This is a genomic window from Hoylesella nanceiensis DSM 19126 = JCM 15639 (assembly GCF_000379965.1).
Classification (GTDB): Bacteria; Bacteroidota; Bacteroidia; order Bacteroidales; family Bacteroidaceae; genus Prevotella; species Prevotella nanceiensis.
The window spans coordinates 199073-213124 of record NZ_KB904328.1 but is presented as its reverse complement, the minus strand read 5'-3'; the positions used below and the strand labels follow the sequence as shown (position 1 = coordinate 213124).

The following is a 14052-nucleotide window of genomic DNA, read 5'->3' as shown; positions in this document are numbered from 1 at the left end:
CTATTGATTTTCAAGAAATATGCGAATGCAATAAAAAAGCAATACTTTCGTTAATTAAAAGAATAGCATTTGATTTGCGCACTATATCGAGTTAAGAGCGAGATGGTATAGAAATGTTTTCTATGTAATGACGCATTAACATTTATATAGCATATAGTTAAAACCTAAACCCATAATGAATAAGAAAGAAACCAGCAGCAGTTATTCGCATATTCTTAAATATACGAGCATCTTTGGAGGTGTTCAAGGCTTGGTTATTCTTATCGGAATGGTTCGAAATAAGCTCATTGCGCTGCTTTTAGGACCACAAGGTATGGGCTTAATGGCGCTTTTTAACTCTACTGTTCGATTGATTTCCGACACCACAGGCTTAGGACTTGGAGTGAGTGCAGTACGTGAATTGTCACGACTTTACGACGAAGAGCATCACGAAGAACTGAAAAGTAGAATAGAGTTAATACGTTCGTGGAGCGTGATAACAGCGTGCTTAGGATTTATTTTGTGCGTTGTTTTGAGTCCATTGATCAACCATTACAGCTTTTCGTGGGGCAATCACACTCTACACTTCATGCTTTTGGCACCTATTATCGCCCTAACTGCTTTGTCAGCAGGCGAATTATCGATTCTAAAAGCCACCCGAAAGCTACGCCGTTTGGCAGAGATTTCGATCTATGGAGTGCTTTGTGCGCTGGTAACCTCAGTGCCATTGTATTACATCTTTGGCGAGTCTGCCATCGTTCCATCGCTCATTATCATTGCATTATCGCAGTTTATCATCACCATTACCTATTCATTTCATTATTATCCCTATCGAATACATTTCGATTCAGCCACCTTTTCAGAGGCAAAGCCAATGCTTCGATTGGGCATTTCCTTTCTTGGTGCAGGCATCATGGGCAGTGGTAGCGACTTTATTGTGCGCTCTTTCTTGAATTATGAGGGCAGTTTAGATGATGTGGGCTTGTATAATGCGGGCTATATGATAACGATGACCTATGCAGGAGTGATTTTTTCGGCAATGGAAACCGATTATTTTCCGAGATTATCGTCGGTTGGTAATAATGTAGAAGAACGTAATTTGCTTGTTAATAGACAGTTAGAAGTGTCGCTATTGCTCATTTCTCCACTTCTAATTCTATTGATGTCGACCCTTCCTATCGCCCTTCCTTTGTTGTATAGTGATGCCTTTTTAGACGTACTTCCTATGGTGAAAGTGGCCATTTTTGCAATGTTTATGCGCTCATTAGAGCTTCCTGTGTCGTATATTGCATTGTCTCGAGGCGACTCTAAGGCCTTTTTCTTACTCGAAGCAACCTACTATCTGCTTTTTATCACCATGTTTTGGTTGGGCTATAAAAATGCTTATCTCTTTGGAATAGGACTCGGTTTGGTGGTAACAGGACTGCTTTTTAACCTCATTCTCTATGCTTTTGCCTATCAAAAGTATAGCTTTTGCATCTCAAAACGAATGCTTTTATACCTTGCAATACAGCTATCTTTGGCAGGTTTGGTATACTTTATTAGCTCCAACTCCAACACATTGCTATCTTGGAGCATACAAGGTGCGAGCATAGTGGCAAGCTCTTGCTTCTCGTTTTATATCCTTCGTAACAGCATAAGCGGAATATTCAAACGAAAATAAGAGAGCAACAACCCAATAATTAAAAAGATGTTAGGGAGAAATAAGAAAACTATGTATTGTTTTCTTTTTTGTATTTAGGTTTGTTTCGTGGGTGATGTTCGATGATAGCTTTGCGCAACGACTCTCTATCTATGTGCGTATAGATCTCTGTTGTGCTTACACTTTCGTGCCCTAACATCGCTTGAATGGCTATTAAGTCTGCGCCTCCACGAAGCAGTTCGGTTGCAAACGAATGGCGAAGGGTGTGTGGCGAGATAGTTTTTTTGATGCCAGCCAACTCCGCTTGCTTTTTAATCATAATCAAAATCATGGTTCGTGTGAGGTGAGCACCACGCCTATTGAGGAACACATAGTCTTGTTCTCCAGGCTTAATGTTCATTGCATAGCGGTCTTTAAACCACATTTCCAACTCGTGAAGCGCTTTATCTGAAATAGGAACCAAGCGTTCTTTCGAGCCTTTACCAATCACTCTGATATAGCGTTCGATGATATAAATATTCGAAATTTTAAGGTTAATGAGCTCAGATACACGCAAACCGCACGAAAAGAGAACTTCTATTATGGCACGATTGCGGTGACCTTCCCATTTAGAAAGGTCGATAGAGTTCTGCAATTGGTCAACTTCTTCAGTCGAAAGTACCTCAGGTAGATGCTCACCAAGTATCGGAGATTCGAGTAATTCAGTGGGATTGTCTTCCAATAAGCCATCAACCACCAGATAACGGTAGAAAGAACGCACCCCACTTAATATCCTTGCTTGCGACGAAGCACCAATTTTTCGCTCGTGAAGGATAAAGGCAAAGTGTTCAAAATCGGCTATTTGCATGCTCAACACGTCCTTATTGTTTTCTTGACAATAAGTAATAAGGTGCTCAAGGTCGTTTTTATACGCCTCGATAGTGTTGGTAGAATAATTGCGTTCGAGTTTTAAATACCTCAAATAGCTTTGAATTATATTCGCAATGGTTTGATTTTCTTTTTCCATTCTTTTTCCATTCTTTTTGTTATCTTTGCAGAAACGTTGCCTAAAAGCATTGCTTTTGCAAGTCCAAAGCAGCGAGATAACATCAGCACAAAGTTATAAAAAATATCTTATAATGAAGATACTTATTATGAATGGGCCCAATTTGAACCTCTTAGGGGTGCGTGAAACGGCCATTTATGGGTCGACATCGTTCGACGATTATTTGCAAACTTTAAAGCAAAAGTACACCGATATAGAGTTGGTTTACTATCAAAGCAACATCGAAGGCGAGCTAATTAACAAGCTACAAGAGGTTGGTTTCTCGTTCGATGGCATCGTTTTGAATGCTGGAGCCTATACACATACCAGTGTTGCGCTATTAGATTGCATTAAAAGCATCACCACTCCAGTGGTTGAAGTGCATATAAGTAACGTGCATGCTCGTGAAGAATTCAGACGACATTCGGTTATTTCGCCAGCTTGCAAGGGTGTTATCGCAGGGTTCGGATTGCATTCTTATCAATTGGCTATCGAAGCATTGATAGCCCAATAAAGCCTTTTAGCAATGTAGAACCATATCATCTTTTTTATAATTCATAATGGACAATCAGCTACTTCATCAATATATACTCGACCATAGCGAGCCAGAAGATCCCTTTTTGTATCAACTTTACAGGGCAACCAACATACACACGGTGCACGGACGCATGGCAAGTGGACACCTACAAGGCGTTCTTTTAAAGATGTTTGTAGAGATGTTGCAACCCAAAAACATACTCGAAGTGGGTACTTTCAGCGGTTATAGCGCCATTGCGATGGCAAAAGGACTGAAAGAAGGTGCACTTATTCATACCTATGAGATCAATGATGAGATGGAAGACCTCACCCGTTCGTGGATAAAACAATCGGGATTAGAAGATAAAATCAACTTTATGATTGGCGATGCCAATGTGCTTGCGCCCCAACAAGGCATTGTTTTCGATATGGCTTTTATCGATGGAGACAAGAGAACCTATATAGAAACCTACGAAATGACCTTGTCTGTGTTGCGAGAAGGAGGCTTTATTTTGGCCGATAACACCCTTTGGGACGGGCATGTTGTCGACACTCAGTATGACAAAGACGCCCAAACGCAAGGCATTAAACGCTTTAACGATTACCTACTTGCCGACAAAAGGGTCGAACAAATTATCCTTCCGTTGCGAGATGGCTTAACCATTATTCGAAAAAAGTAAGCACAAACCATCACCATTCCTTTGCAATTGCCTACCATCTGTTATGGACACCTCTTTTAAACAGCTATATCTTCAATATTATGCGCCTGCAAAACGCTTTGCAAGATTGTATGTAAAGCGAAGCGATGTGGCAGAAGATGTGGTGCAAGATGTGTTTTTAAAGATTTATGAACTGCAGAAACGAGCACCCCAATGCAACTTTTCTATGGCCTATGTAATGACTTCTGTGAAGCATGGTTGCATCTCTTTTTTGCGTGGCGAGCTACTAATTACCGAGTTAGAGGGAAACTATTCGGAGGTAGAACGAAGCGAAATGCAATGGATGTGCAATCAACTTGAAATGTGGGATTTAACCACTTCGGTTACAGAAGACACCATTTCTGAAATATACAAGGCGATAGATGCTTTGCCACCTCAATGTAGAGAGATCTTTTTCCGTAGTAAGATAGAGGGTAAGAAGCATGCCGAAATTGCGCAAGAGCTGAACATTAGCATCAACACTATAGAGAGTCAGATGGCTATTGCCTATCGAAAATTGCGCAAAAGTTTAGAGCGTTTCTTGTTGATTCTTTTGCTTTTCGTCCTCCATTTTTAGTATATTCAAATCTTATTTTTATGCCCTTGTTGGTTGAGGGCAGAGCCGTTGCGGTGCAAAAGAATAGCTTTTGCGCTCTAATAGCAATGCTTTTAGGTGGCAATTGCACTGCTTTTGTGGAGCAATGTCATAGCTATTGCACGATAGAGTTGTCATGCCTTTGCTGCAAAGGAATTGAGGTGGTGTAGAAAAAAGAATTTTGATTGAGATTGAGATGGGAATAGACGAGAGGGAAATGGAGGTGAATTGAAAAGAAAAAGGGGCGGGAATGAAGGTTGAAAAGATTGGAGCCGTTCTCGAGATGGGGAGGAATAAAATTGAAATGGAGAGGTTTTTTTATTGATATAATGGAGGATATTAAGGTGTAAGAGGGCAAAAAGGAGATGAATAGGGGGAGGAGTTGCTATAAAATAAGGATGAAATGAAAAGGGAAAGAGGGGCAAACAAAATAGGATAGTGCCGTGTTTGGGGTAGAGAAGGGGCAAAATGTAAGTAAAACAAGAATACAATTTAAAGAAAGTAAGAGAGCAAATCAAAATAAAAGAGCACCTTAAAGTGCTCTTTCTATCGTTGAATAAAAAATAAGTTACAGTGTTCTCGCTTTTCAATTCACCTCGGCTACGGTCTATTTAAATAAGCCTTTATCACCTCTTGCTGTATCACTTCGGGCACAAGGTGGCTTATATCCTCGTGGTTGCGAATCTTTTGGCGAATCATCGTACTGCTAATGTCAATCAAAGGCGCATCAATCACCTGCACATTAGGGGGAAGAGGCGTTGCGATAGCGTCAGATCCTGGTCGGGGATAGATGGCTATTCGAAAGTTGTTGATGATGTCTTCTGCTCTAAACCACTTGTGAAACACCTGCCAGTTGTCGGCTCCAATCAACAAAGTAAACTCGTTTTGGGGATAAGTGGCAGTGAGTTGGGTGAGTGTGTTGTAGGTGTATGAGGGCTGAGGAAGGGCCAACTCGAAGTCGCTTGCAACCAATCCGCTCATACCTTCAATGCTTTTAGTTACCCATTGATAGCGAATGGCATCGGGAAGAAGGTCGTTTGCGGGTTTAAGAGGATTGTGAGGTGACACAAGTAGCCACACTTCGTCGAACGAAAGCACACGAAGTAGATGTTCTGCAAGCTGAATATGACCTACATGAATGGGGTTATACGAGCCTCCAAGAATACCTATTCGTTTCATTGTGCTGAGTGTTTGTTATTCGTTGATAAAGCTTTTGATAATGTCAAAAGCCTCTTTTGTTGCGGTTTCAATATCGTCGTTCACAATAACAACGTCGTATTGGGGAGCGAACGACAATTCGAATTCGGCCTTTGCAAGGCGGTCTTCGATCACTTCTGGGCTGTCGGTGTCACGAGAAACCAAGCGTTTTTTAAGCTCATCTATCGATGGTGGCTGAATGAAAACACTCAAAGCCTTGTCTTGATAGTGCTTCTTTATGTTGCAACCGCCTTTCACGTCTACATCAAGAACAACATTTTGGCCTTCGTTTAGCTGCTTTTCAACCTGCGAAGTCAATGTACCATAAAAGCGATTAGTGTATACTTCTTCGTATTCGAGGAACTCTCCTGCCTCTATTCGGGCACGAAATTCATCGGGAGAAAGGAAGAAATACTCTACACCATGTTGCTCTTTGCCTCGTGGTTCACGACTTGTGCAACTGATAGAGAATGCCAATTTCAATTCAGGATGTTGCATCAAGCGATTGATAATGGTGCTTTTTCCACTTCCACTTGGTGCTGAAAAAATAATAACTTTAGACATATCGGGTTGAATTATAATATGTTAAGCACTTGTTCTTTTATTTGTTCGAGTTCGTCTTTCATACGAACAACGATGTTTTGCATCTCTGCTTGGTTGCTTTTAGAGCCAGTAGTGTTGATTTCTCTGCCCATTTCTTGTGCAATAAAACCAAGCTTTTTGCCTTGTCCATGACCCTCATTCATCGTGTCAATGAAGTACTTTAGGTGATTAGTTAATCGTTGTTTCTCTTCGTTTATATCTAACTTTTCGATATAATAGATCAGTTCTTGCTCTAAACGATTCTTGTCATAATCCACCTCGGGCAATGTTTTTAAACCGTCGAGAATACGTTGTTTGATCTTTTCAACACGCATTTGCTCGTAGGGTTCGATATCTTTTAGCAATTGAGCAATATTGTTTATCTTTTCAGTAAACTTGTTATAAAGAGCCAATCCCTCTTGTTTTCTGAAGTTAGTGAACTGCTCTAAGGCCAAATCAATAGCGTTTTGAACCGCCTTCCACTCTTCTTCTGTAAGCTCTTCTACCTCTGTTCGGGTCATAACTTCAGGCATACGCAAAAGCAATGAGAACCAATCTTTTGGCTCTTCGATACCCGTTTGTGACGAAATGGCTTTGATTTGCTCGTAATAATTGTTTACAAGTGCAGCATTAATGGGGGTTGCGTCGTTTCCATTTTCTTTCTCAATCCAAATAGAAAAGTCCACTTTTCCACGCTCAATGCTTTTAGAAAGGATGTTACGAATCTCCATTTCACGTTCTCTATACAATGGAGCTATGCGTGCAGAAAGGTCAAAAGCCTTGCTATTTAATGACTTAATTTCTACAGTTATCTTCTTATCTTGGTGCGCTATGGATGCTTTTCCATAGCCAGTCATAGAAAGTATCATATGATTTTCTCGTTAATTTTCTGCAAAAGTACTAATTTTGGCGATAAAAAGCGTAATTTTGTAGCATATTTAAATAAAGAAAAGAGAAGGGGATAATAAACACTTTCGGGCTTGTTAAAATACTATTGCGATAGAAAGGCAAAAAGATAAGCATTTGAAAGCATTTTTATAGCACTCTTCTAACTAAGTAGAAAACTATGTCGTGTATATTAAATATTGAAACAAGTACCAACGTTTGTTCGGTAGCTGTTAGTCAAGACGGGTCTTGTATCTTTAATAAAGAAGACCATGAGGGACCTAATCACGCCGTGATATTAGGCGTGTTTGTGCAAGAAGCATTATCTTTTATCGATAGTCACGCTATTCCTTTAGATGCAGTAGCAGTGAGTTGCGGACCTGGTTCGTACACTGGTTTGCGCATAGGACTATCTATGGCGAAGGGAATTTGCTATGGTAGAGATGTGAAACTCATTGCTATTCCAACCTTAGAGCTGATGTGTGTGCCTCTTCTTCTTGATGAAAAGATCAACGAAGAAAATGCTCTTTTATGCCCAATGATTGACGCTCGCCGTATGGAAGTGTACTCTCAGTTCTTCGATAGAGCCCTAAATGAGGTGCGATCTATCAATGCAGACATCGTAGAAAGCAATACTTATGATGATATTTTGGCACAACAACCAGTGTATTTCTTTGGTAATGGAGCCGAGAAATGCCACGAAGTGCTTACTCATCACAATGCACATATCATCGAAGGAATAGTTCCTTTGGCAAAAAATATGTATCCTTTAGCTGAAAAGAGAATGGCCAACGAGCAGTTTGAAGACGTGGCTTACTTCGTTCCTTTCTATCTAAAAGACTTCGTTGCCAAAGAAGCTAAGAAACTATTGTAATGATAATGAAAAGCAATGGCAAAACAACAGCCTTGCAAGTAGTTACAACCCCGAATTGAAAAGTTATATAACGAGGATAAGAAAAACAAATGAATATAGCAGGATTAGATTATAATACACAACGAGAAAAGCTCATTTTGTCGGAGTATGGACGTGAAATTCAAGAGATGGTGCATTATGCTGTGAACCTAACAGATAAGAATGAGCGTCAAAGATGCGCTGAGACAATTGTGCGAATAATGGCTCGAATGACTCCAAATACAACCGATCCCGAAAGCAAAAAACAAAAGCTTTGGGACCATTTAGCTATTATTAGCAACTTTAAACTTGATATTGATTATCCTGTTGACTTATCAACTGCACGTGAATTAGCAGGAAAGCCAGAACCAATAGCTTATCCTCACAATCGCATACCCGTTCGTCATTACGGCAAAATGGTATTCGATACGCTCAATAAAATAAAGGATATGGAGCCTTCTTCTGAACGAGATGAGCTGATAAGAATCACTGCAAACCATATGAAAAGCTGCTTAGAGCAATATGGACACGGCTCTCTTGACGACGAAAGAATAGCTTCTGACATGGCACATTTTACCGATGGACAAGTGCAACTCGATGTAAATGCAATGCCATTGAAAAAGAATTCTGCCAAAGTAGTTAACGAAAAGAAACGTAAGAAAAGATAGTATGGAAGCATTTTTAATTGAAGGAGGACACCCATTAAAAGGAGTTATTCACCCACAAGGAGCCAAAAACGAGGCTTTGGAGGTTATTTGTGCAGCTCTACTCACTACAGAAGAGGTTGTAATAAAGAATATTCCAGACATCTTAGACGTAAATAATTTAATTCAATTGCTTAAAGATGTTGGTGTAACGGTTAAGCAGTTGAGTCGCAATACCTATTCTTTTAAAGCCGACAACATCAACTTAGACTATTTAGAAAGTGATGAGTTTGTAAAGAAATGTGCCGCTTTAAGAGGTAGTGTGCTGATGATTGGACCGCTATTGGGTCGCTTTCATAAGGCAGTTATCACCAAACCAGGTGGCGATAAGATTGGAAGACGCCGTTTAGATACCCACTTCTTGGGCTTTAAACAATTGGGAGCAGACTTCGTTCACGATCCTTCTCGTAACGTTTATTCCATTAATGCAAAGCACTTGCGTGGCAATTATATGCTACTTGATGAGGCTTCGATAACTGGAACCGCAAATATTATCATGGCAGCAGTGCTTGCAGAGGGTGTAACAACAATCTATAACGCAGCGTGTGAGCCTTATATTCAACAATTATGTAAGCTTTTAAACAGCATGGGAGCACGCATTAGCGGCATAGCTTCAAACCTTTTAACCATTCAAGGCGTTCCTTCTTTGCACGGAGCAACGCACACTATACTTCCAGATATGATTGAAGTAGGGTCGTTTATCGGTCTTGCTGCAATGATTGGCGATGGAATTACCATCAAAAACGTGTCTGTTGAGAATCTTGGAATTATCCCCGACACCTTCAAAAGAATGGGTATTAAGATACAAATAAAGGGAGATGACCTTTATATTCCAAAGCAAGAGCATTACGAAATCGAGTCTTTTATCGATGGAACAATCATGACTTTGAGTGATTCTCCATGGCCCGGACTCACTCCCGACTTGCTTTCTGTGCTCCTTGTTGTGGCTTCTCAGGCTCAAGGTAGCGTGTTGATACATCAAAAGATGTTTGAAAGTAGATTGTTCTTCGTCGACAAGTTAATCGATATGGGAGCCCAAATTATTCTTTGCGACCCTCATAGAGCAGTTGTAGTAGGCCACGATCGCAAGCGAAACTTACGCTCGGGAAACATGTCAAGCCCTGATATTAGAGCCGGAATTGCCCTTCTTATTGCCGCATTATGTGCCGAAGGAACAAGCAGAATATCTAATATTTCACAGATAGACCGTGGATATGAGGATATAGAAAGACGTCTTAACGACCTCGGAGCCAAAATAACTAGAGTGAAAGGATAATCCCCTTAAGAATAAAATGATTAGAGAAGAGAGCGTATATAGAATAGGAGTGATAGGCAAACCGCATGGAGTTAAAGGCGAAGTGTCGATGTCTTTCACTGATGATGCATTCGATAGAGTAGACGCCGACTATCTTGTTTTGAAGATAGAAGGCATCTTTGTGCCCTTTTTTATGGAGGAATATCGATTTAAGAGCAATGAAACAGCATTGATAAAGTTCGAGAATATCGATTCACAAGAGCGTGCAAAAGAACTCACAGGATGCGAAGTTTTCTTCCCAAGAGAATTAGTTCAAGAGTTAACCGATGAGCTTTCTTGGGCTCAAATCATTGGATTTCAGTTGGTTGATGCGCAGTCTTGCAATGTAATAGGCACCATAGTAGATGTTGATGAAACCACCATTAACACCTTATTTGTTGTAGAAGACCATCAAAATAACGAGCTTCTTATTCCTGCTTCCGAAGAGTTTATAAAAGAAGTAGATGCCGATAAGAAGACAATAAAAGTGACCTTGCCACAAGGTATATTAGATTTAGAATAATGAAAAAGCAAATATGCATACTTGGTTCCACTGGTTCTATCGGAACACAAGCGCTTAAAGTGATAGAAGAACATGCCGACTTGTTCGAGGTATATTGCCTAACTGCCAACAATAGAGTAGAAGAGTTGGCGCAACAAGCCCGCAAGTTTCGCCCCGATAGCGTTGTTATTGCTAACGAAGAGCGATATGACGAGCTAAAAGAACTATTGCACGATTGCCCTGAAATAAAGGTTTATGCAGGAAAAGAAGCCATAGATGAGGTGGTGCAAGCAGCGCCAATAGACCTCGTACTCACTGCAATGGTGGGCTTTTCGGGTCTTTCTCCAACCATAAAAGCAATCGAAGCACGCAAAAAGATATGTCTTGCCAACAAAGAAACACTTGTTGTTGCAGGCGAACTTATTGGCGCATTAGCCGCTCAATACAATGTGCCTATCTTGCCAGTAGATAGCGAACACTCTGCAATCTTTCAGTGTTTAGTAGGCGAAGGCAACAATCCTATCAGCAAGATCTTATTAACAGCGAGCGGAGGTCCATTCCGTTTGAAAACAGCCGACGAGCTTTTGCATGTAACAAAGACCGATGCTTTGAAACATCCAACATGGAATATGGGTGCAAAGATCACCATCGACTCGGCTACTATGATGAATAAAGGCTTCGAAGTGATAGAGGCGAAGTGGCTATTTGGGGTAGATGTAGACCAAATAGAAGTGTTAGTGCACCCACAATCTATTGTTCATAGTGCCGTACAGTTCGTTGATGGCTCGGTAAAAGCGCAGCTCGGAGTGCCCGATATGTGCCTTCCAATCCAATATGCCTTTACTTATCCCGACCGAATTACATTGAAAGGCGAAGAATTGAACTTGTTTAATCACTGCTTAGAGTTCTTTCCTGCCGACCAAGAGAAGTTCCGTTGCCTTGCAATGGCATACGAAGCGTCTCGCAAAGGAGGAAATATGCCTTGCATCTTAAATGCTGCTAACGAAATAGTGAACGAGGCATTTAGAAACGATGCCTGCTCTTTCTTGCAGATTGCAGAGGTGATTGAGAAGACAATGAACATCGTTTCGTTCGACGCCAATCCTTCTTATGAAACCTATATTCAAACCGATTTAGAGGCAAGAAGAAAGGCAATAGAATTGCTTTCATTGTAAAAAGCATTGCTTAGGCATAAATTTTGTAGTAGAAATTCACGTTGTTTTCCTGGTAATAACGGTTTGTCACGCCGACAGCCGCCATGCAGGTGCAACGCAACTCAATAACAATTAAAATATTAACGATAAATCAATAAGACATGGAAATATTCCTTATACGACTTTTACAGTTTATGTTCGCCATCTCATTGCTGGTGTTATTGCACGAAGGAGGTCACTTCTTCTTTGCTCGTTTGTTTGGTGTTAAGGTCGAAAAGTTCTATCTTTTCTTCGATCCTTGGTTCCATTTGTTCGAGTTTAAACCCAAAAACAGCGACACCCGCTATGGAGTAGGTTGGTTGCCACTTGGTGGTTACTGCAAAATAGCAGGTATGGTGGATGAGAGTATGGATACCGAACAGTTGCAAAAGCCTGCCGAACCTTGGGAGTTTAGAAGTAAACCCGCTTGGCAACGCCTTCTTATTATGCTTGGAGGAGTGATGGTTAACTTCCTACTTGCATTGTTCATTTATTCAATGATTATGTTTACATGGGGCGATAAGTTTGTGAAAACAAGCGATATGACTCATGGAATGAAGTTCAATAGCGAAGCAAAAGCCTTAGGTTTTCACGATGGTGACATCTTGGTAGGAACCGAATTAGGAGCCTTTAAGAGCCTTGATGCCGACACTTATCGTGCTCTTGCAACAGCAAAACGAGTAGATGTGCTTCGTAATGGTCAAAAGGTTAGCTTGACAATGCCAGGCAATTTAGACCTATTAGATATGATTAAGTCTACACCTCGCTTTGTAGATGTGTTTATTCCCAATACAGTTGACAGCGTAATGTCAGACTCACCAGCAGCTAAAGCGGGAATTAAAGCAGGCGATAAGATTGTGAAGTTCAACGACACTCCAATTGCTTCGTATAACGATTTCGTTGAGGCTACAGGCAGAATTGCCGACGTATTGGCATCAACCAAGAATCCTTCAGATAGCGCAAAGGCTCTAAAAGCAACCATTTCGTTTGTTCATCAAGGTGACACCGCAGTGCAACAAGTGCCCATCACCCTCACAAAAGACGCCAAAGTGGGTATCTTTGCAGGTTCAATTATGCAAACTTATAAAGTAACTCACATTTCTTATGGCTTCTTAGAGAGCTTCCCTGCAGGTGTAAAACACGGCATGAAGGTGCTTTCGGGCTATGTAGGTGATATGAAATACCTATTCTCTGGCGAAGGAGCAAAGAGCATTGGAGGCTTCGGTTCTATTGCATCTATGTTCCCTGCAGAATGGAATTGGTATATGTTTTGGAGCATGACAGCTTTCTTAAGCATCATTCTTGCATTCATGAACATACTTCCTATTCCTGCATTAGATGGTGGACACGTTCTCTTTTTGCTATATGAAATGATCACAGGACGCAAACCTGGGGAGAAATTCCTTATCATAGCAGAGTATATTGGCATAGGACTTCTTCTCTTATTGATGATTGTTGCCAATATGAACGACATTCTTCGCTGGTTGGGATATATGTAAATCAGCTCTTAAAGCGGTGACTATTCGGTAGAAAATCTGAGCAGGTTGCCGTTGATATACCAAGAATTTGCAACAGCAATACATAAAAAGAAACGAGCAAACAACTCAATGTTGTCTGCTCGTTTTTATATTCTATCTACCTAAGTTGTTTTCTTATAGAATGTATCTCTCCCTTCTTTTCAGTTTGAATTCTTTCTTGTTGAGTGTAAAGAGTTATTGGAACGAGAAATTGAAAGAGCTACTTGTTGTGGTTTTACCTTTGTATTCTCCAGAAAGAGTGGTGCCACCATTATTATATATCAGATTGTATTCGATCTTAATGTTGTTCTTGTTGGTGAGTTGAACGTAGAGTTTACTTCCTTTTTCAAACACAGTTCCTGTTCCGTGATCTGCAATTTTGTTGCTATGTTCCACCTTCCAGTCGCCAGCAACAGTGAGATCAATCTCAGTTCCATTACTTGTTTTAGGAATTTCGAAATAATAATAGTCTTTATCTGCTCTGTTCTTGCCCAACTGAATGGTGAAATGATTACCATTAGAACCTACTATTACAGTATCATCATCTTTTGAAAAGCCCTTTAAATCGTCGTTGCTTCCGCAAGAAATAAGCGTTAATGCGAATGCGAAAATAGCGCAAAACGAAAATAAGAGGTATTTAATTGATTGGTACATTTTGTTCATATTTCTTTGTTTTAAATGATTATTCTGTTGTCCTTATGATGTTGAAGCAACGCAAAAAACGTCTTTTTATTGTCTATTCTAAGCGTGCTTTTTCCCTTTTCTCTCCTTTACATCTTGACAGATGTTCTTTTATTGCCAGCTAAAAGCATTGCTTTTAGGTTGTAATTGC

The 14052-nt window shown here is 40.4% G+C and carries 15 protein-coding genes; 10 read left to right on the top strand and 5 right to left on the bottom strand.

Translation table 11 applies throughout. From position 1 onward, the window contains the following. Positions 1-175: 175 nt before the first annotated feature. A complete protein-coding gene (locus A3GM_RS0103975) occupies positions 176-1642 on the top strand; it encodes an oligosaccharide flippase family protein (protein ID WP_018362097.1) in 1467 nt (488 codons plus the stop codon). Between the two features lie 49 nt (positions 1643-1691). Here the strand turns inward: A3GM_RS0103975 and xerA are convergent, their stop codons facing one another. Beyond that, positions 1692-2627 carry a site-specific tyrosine recombinase/integron integrase gene (xerA, locus tag A3GM_RS0103970; RefSeq protein WP_018362096.1) on the bottom strand — a complete coding sequence of 312 codons (936 nt, stop codon included), beginning with the start codon at positions 2625-2627 and terminating at the stop codon, positions 1692-1694. A gap of 112 nt (positions 2628-2739) precedes the next feature. Between xerA and aroQ the strand changes: the two genes are divergently transcribed. From aroQ to A3GM_RS0103955, 3 genes are read left to right on the top strand one after another with little or no spacing between them, the layout of a single operon-like run. After that, positions 2740-3159, top strand: a complete 420-nt coding sequence (gene aroQ / locus A3GM_RS0103965) for a type II 3-dehydroquinate dehydratase (protein WP_018362095.1) — start codon at positions 2740-2742, stop codon at positions 3157-3159. A gap of 46 nt (positions 3160-3205) precedes the next feature. Then, positions 3206-3841, top strand: coding sequence for an O-methyltransferase (locus A3GM_RS0103960; protein WP_018362094.1), 636 nt, complete (start codon positions 3206-3208; stop codon positions 3839-3841). Between the two features lie 43 nt (positions 3842-3884). Next, positions 3885-4436: an RNA polymerase sigma-70 factor gene (locus A3GM_RS0103955; RefSeq protein ID WP_018362093.1), complete on the top strand. Its 552-nt coding sequence runs from the start codon at positions 3885-3887 to the stop codon at positions 4434-4436. A 618-nt stretch (positions 4437-5054) separates the two neighbouring features. Here the strand turns inward: A3GM_RS0103955 and nadD are convergent. Genes nadD through A3GM_RS0103940 form a run of 3 tightly spaced genes read right to left on the bottom strand, consistent with a single transcriptional unit; the run spans position 5055 to position 7102 of the window. Then, positions 5055-5633 (bottom strand): nicotinate (nicotinamide) nucleotide adenylyltransferase, encoded by a 579-nt coding sequence (gene nadD, locus A3GM_RS0103950; protein WP_018362092.1) that lies wholly within the window; start codon positions 5631-5633, stop codon positions 5055-5057. 15 nt (positions 5634-5648) lie between these two features. Then, positions 5649-6215: a guanylate kinase gene (gmk, locus tag A3GM_RS0103945; RefSeq protein WP_018362091.1), complete on the bottom strand. Its 567-nt coding sequence runs from the start codon at positions 6213-6215 to the stop codon at positions 5649-5651. A gap of 11 nt (positions 6216-6226) precedes the next feature. After that, the gene (locus tag A3GM_RS0103940; protein WP_025829868.1) at positions 6227-7102 is read right to left on the bottom strand and encodes a YicC/YloC family endoribonuclease; all 876 of its coding nucleotides are present in this window, start codon (positions 7100-7102) and stop codon (positions 6227-6229) included. 197 nt (positions 7103-7299) lie between these two features. On the opposite strand from A3GM_RS0103940, the gene tsaB reads away from it, so the two are divergent. The 6 genes from tsaB (at position 7300) to rseP (ending at position 13202) form a co-directional block, all read left to right on the top strand. Continuing rightward, a complete protein-coding gene (tsaB, locus tag A3GM_RS0103935) occupies positions 7300-7992 on the top strand; it encodes a tRNA (adenosine(37)-N6)-threonylcarbamoyltransferase complex dimerization subunit type 1 TsaB (protein WP_018362089.1) in 693 nt (230 codons plus the stop codon). Positions 7993-8081: 89 nt separating this feature from the next. Next, positions 8082-8678, top strand: a complete 597-nt coding sequence (locus A3GM_RS0103930; protein ID WP_018362088.1) for a DUF4290 domain-containing protein — start codon at positions 8082-8084, stop codon at positions 8676-8678. Between the two features lies 1 nt (position 8679). Further along, positions 8680-9990 carry a UDP-N-acetylglucosamine 1-carboxyvinyltransferase gene (gene murA, locus A3GM_RS0103925; RefSeq protein WP_018362087.1) on the top strand — a complete coding sequence of 437 codons (1311 nt, stop codon included), beginning with the start codon at positions 8680-8682 and terminating at the stop codon, positions 9988-9990. Positions 9991-10006: 16 nt separating this feature from the next. Next, a complete protein-coding gene (gene rimM, locus A3GM_RS0103920; protein WP_018362086.1) occupies positions 10007-10531 on the top strand; it encodes a ribosome maturation factor RimM in 525 nt (174 codons plus the stop codon). After that, the gene (locus A3GM_RS0103915) at positions 10531-11685 is read left to right on the top strand and encodes a 1-deoxy-D-xylulose-5-phosphate reductoisomerase (RefSeq protein WP_018362085.1); all 1155 of its coding nucleotides are present in this window, start codon (positions 10531-10533) and stop codon (positions 11683-11685) included. Before rimM ends, A3GM_RS0103915 begins: the two co-directional genes overlap by 1 nt. Before the next feature lie 140 nt (positions 11686-11825). After that, a complete protein-coding gene (rseP, locus tag A3GM_RS0103910) occupies positions 11826-13202 on the top strand; it encodes an RIP metalloprotease RseP (protein WP_026216115.1) in 1377 nt (458 codons plus the stop codon). 213 nt (positions 13203-13415) lie between these two features. On the opposite strand, the gene A3GM_RS0103905 is transcribed toward rseP, so the two are convergent. Beyond that, on the bottom strand, positions 13416-13883 hold the full coding sequence (locus A3GM_RS0103905) for a hypothetical protein (RefSeq protein ID WP_018362083.1): 468 nt from the start codon (positions 13881-13883) through the stop codon (positions 13416-13418). Positions 13884-14052: the final 169 nt, after the last annotated feature.